This is a genomic window from Marivita sp. (assembly GCF_020055635.1).
Taxonomy (GTDB): domain Bacteria; phylum Pseudomonadota; class Alphaproteobacteria; order Rhodobacterales; family Rhodobacteraceae; genus Marivita.
Window position 1 is genome coordinate 1 of record NZ_JAIPUT010000155.1, and the last position, 3,172, is coordinate 3,172.

Sequence of the window (3,172 nt, forward strand, 5' to 3'; positions counted from 1 at the left end):
TGGCCACACGCCCGTCGATCAGGAACAGGCTGAAGGCTTCCTGCCGGGCGAGGCCATAGCGGAAGGCCTTGGCCAGATCGCTTTTGCCCGGAATGCGCAAGAGCTGTAAGCGCGGGCTGATCACCCATCGGTTCGCGGCTTGACAGTAGCTGGATGGATCAGTCTATCAGCTTGGCATCTTTCGCGCGTTTGATCGTGTTCAAGACGCTTGTGAGGGTGCCGATTGCGCCGAAGGTCTCGTGCTTTGTCATGTTTGGGTTGTTCTCAAAGGCGTCCATGCCCTGGGTTAGCAGCATCATGATGTTTGCTTCATCGATGGTTTTTGCGCGCATTGCTTCGACGATGATGGTTTCCATGAGCATCTGCTGCGCATTGATCTGCCCGGCGATCACCTCGATGCTGCGCTCGGCTTCCTTGATCTTGCTCATGAATGTCGCGCCCCGTCTGGTTTGAAGTTCCATGGCAGGAGATATTGGATATCCTCCTGCATATGCCCATTCAGTATCTTGTCCAGGACATGTTCGAGATAGGCCTGCGGGTTGATGCCGTTCAGTTTGCAGGTGCCGACCAGCGATGCCATGCGGGCCCATGTGACCGCGCCATCGTCATTGCCTGCGAAGAGCGCATTTTTCCTCGTGAGAGGAACCGGTCTGATCGCATTCTCGACAGCGTTCGTATCCATTTCGAGGCGTCCATCGTCCAGGAACCGGGTCAGCCCGTCCCATCGTTTGAGGCCGTATCTGATGTGGCGCGTGAGGTCTGAGCTGGAGGGCAGCATCTCGAGTTGCGCCTCCAGCCACGGGCGCAAGGCGTCCACGATGGGCTTGGAGAGCTTTTGCCTGATGGCGCGCCGGACGTCGGGGTCTTTGCCGCGGATCTCGGTCTCGATCCGGTAGAGCTGCCCGATACGTTCCTTCATCTCGGTGCAAATTGGAGAAGAGGTCGTGCGGCTGTATTCCACGAACCTACGTCGCCAATGGGTCCAGCAGTAGGTGATGCCCCACGGCTGGTTTGTCTTCTTCGGATCACCCAGGGCATCGTATCCGGCATAGCCATCCACGGTCAGGGTGCCGCCCTTGAAGCCGGTGAATATCTTCTTCGCAGTCTCTGCGCTGCGACTTCTCGAGTGCTGGAACACCACGATGGGTGGGTCGCCGCCGCCCCACCCGCGCTGGTCGCGAACCACAGCCCAAAGATAGTCCTTGCGGGTCTTGCCGGTGCGCGGAGCCAGGACAGGTACCGTGGTTTCATCCGCGAAAAGCCGGTCGCTGGCTTTCAGTTCGTCAATCATGGCATCAATGATCGGGGCCAAGTGGAACGCGATGCGCCCGGCCCAATTGGCCAGCATGGTGCGGTCGACCTCAATGCCGTCCCGGCGCCAAATCTCGGCCTGTCTGTAAAACGGAAGATGATCGCAAAACTTCGCGATCACGGAATGGACGGCGAGCCGGTTGGTGCCCAGACCGCGCGGGACCAGAAACTCCGGTGCCGGTGCCGGTGCCTGTGCGTGGGATTTCCCATCACACGTGCGGCACATGTACTTGGGACGCACGGTGACAAGGACGCGGAACTGGGCGGGCACGACGTCGAGGCGTTGGGTGCGGTCTTCCCCGACCTTCACCATCTCGCCACACCCACATGGGCAGAATGTACTGTCGGGTTCGATCACCTCTTCAACACGTTCGAGATGGTCCGGCAGGTTGCCCTTGTTACGCTTGGCTGAAGAGCGCTTTCGTGAAGCTTTCCCCAGCGCCTTGTCGGCAGCATCGCCCGCCGCTGCCAACTGCCCCTCGGCGACCTCGATGTCTTCTGCGAAGAGGTTGCATTGATCCGGGTCGCCCTTCTCGGAACTCGGCCCGAACCGCGCGTGCCTGGCCGCAGACAGCATACGTTCCAGACGCGCATTCGCCGCCGTAAGCTCGGCATTCGAGCTTTCCAACAAAGCGTTTTGCTCTGTGACACGAGCAAATTCGGCCTCGGTGACAGCAAGACGCCGCTCCAATTCGGCGACATATCCGGGATCGATGGGGGCAGTGGCGGACATGGCTAATCATACATCACCATGCTCGTCCGTACCGCCAAAATCACCGCCATGAGTCACCCTGCCGCAGGCTATCCTGCCAGCTTTGGCTGCCGCCGACGCTCAGCCCGAACCGCCTTCCAGTCCAGTCCTTCAAACAGCGCCGAGAACTGCGCAGGGGTAAGCTTGATCACCCCATCCGCTGGCCGGGGCCACTGGAATTGGCCGCCCTCAAGGTGCTTGTACCTCACGAGGGAATGCAGGTCTGACTGACGCAGGTGAGCAGTTAGTTCGGGTGACGCATCCGTTTCATCCGTTGTTTTCGCAGAGAAGGCTATGTGTCGGGAGGCGGTGCAACCGGCATGGCAAGCGTCTTCTGTTGCAGGCGGACGACGGCACTGTTTGGCCAGTTCCCCCGCAATGGACGGATCTTGCGAGTGAAGACCCGGACGTCGTCATCGGCGGTGGAACTGCACTCCTGCGGTTTGCTGATCTGATTGCGTTGGCCGAACTGGTCGGTCGCCTCTCGGGCAAATCGGTCGATAGTGGCGCCGATGCGTGTAAAGAGAACTATGCCGCTAATGTAAGGGGGATTACGCCGCATGGATAGCGAGATGAGGGAAGTTACCCTAATTAATAATATATATTCTGGTATCCTGTGGTGGTATGACCTTGACGTGACGTCAAAATGCGGCGTAAATAGTATTACTACCAAGTCATATCTCACCCCCGGAACCGACTATGGCCGCGAAGTACGGCAGCAAGCGCTCAAAGGCCGATGCCCTCATCGAAGAGGGCACCTTCAATCCAGCACCTGGCAAGGTGCGCGATCCGAAGTTCCATGGGAGCGAGTTTTTCGATCCGCACGATGCCGTGCAGGTCAGATACGAGATGCTGCGCCGCGTCTCCGTCGACAAGGTGTCGGTGACAGAGGTCTCCGAGGAGTATGGTGTTTCAAGGCCGACCTACTACCAGGCCAAGGCGAACTTCGACACCGCCGGGATCGCCGGACTGGTGTCGGCAAAGCCGGGCCCGCGCGGCCCCCACAAGATCGACGAGGACGTCTTGGCGTTCCTGCAGGCACGGTTGATCCCGGGCGAGCCGGTTCGCGCTCGGCAACTGGCAAAAGTGGTCCGCCAAGAGCTCGATATC

General features: G+C 59.5%; 5 protein-coding genes. 2 read left to right on the plus strand and 3 right to left on the minus strand.

Annotated elements, in window-relative coordinates; all coding sequences use genetic code 11:
* Nucleotides 1-158 precede the first annotated feature (158 nt).
* The 3 genes from LCF60_RS23965 to tnpB form a co-directional block, all read right to left on the minus strand.
* A complete protein-coding gene (locus LCF60_RS23965; protein ID WP_292295043.1) occupies nucleotides 159-428 on the minus strand; it encodes a hypothetical protein in 270 nt (89 codons plus the stop codon).
* Nucleotides 425-2,044, minus strand: a complete 1,620-nt coding sequence (locus LCF60_RS23970) for an IS66 family transposase (protein ID WP_292295044.1) — start codon at nucleotides 2,042-2,044, stop codon at nucleotides 425-427. Before LCF60_RS23970 ends, LCF60_RS23965 begins: the two co-directional genes overlap by 4 nt.
* Nucleotides 2,045-2,112: 68 nt before the next feature.
* Complete coding sequence (tnpB, locus tag LCF60_RS24705) at nucleotides 2,113-2,271, minus strand: IS66 family insertion sequence element accessory protein TnpB (RefSeq protein ID WP_363318460.1); 159 nt, start codon at nucleotides 2,269-2,271, stop codon at nucleotides 2,113-2,115.
* A gap of 44 nt (nucleotides 2,272-2,315) precedes the next feature.
* Between tnpB and LCF60_RS24710 the strand changes: the two genes are divergently transcribed.
* Both LCF60_RS24710 and LCF60_RS23975 read left to right on the plus strand, forming a co-directional pair.
* On the plus strand, nucleotides 2,316-2,630 hold the full coding sequence (locus LCF60_RS24710) for a DUF5372 family protein (RefSeq protein ID WP_363318461.1): 315 nt from the start codon (nucleotides 2,316-2,318) through the stop codon (nucleotides 2,628-2,630).
* 131 nt (nucleotides 2,631-2,761) lie between these two features.
* The coding region (locus tag LCF60_RS23975; RefSeq protein WP_292295045.1) for a helix-turn-helix domain-containing protein at nucleotides 2,762-3,172 on the plus strand (411 nt) is incomplete at its 3' end.

What these genes read in the sequence shown, in the direction of transcription:
- LCF60_RS23965 (WP_292295043.1), bottom strand. Translation starts at nt 428, where the DNA reads ATGAGCAAGATCAAGGAAGCCGAGCGCAGCATCGAGGTGATCGCCGGG.
- LCF60_RS23970 (WP_292295044.1), bottom strand. Translation starts at nt 2,044, where the DNA reads ATGTCCGCCACTGCCCCCATCGATCCCGGATATGTCGCCGAATTGGAG.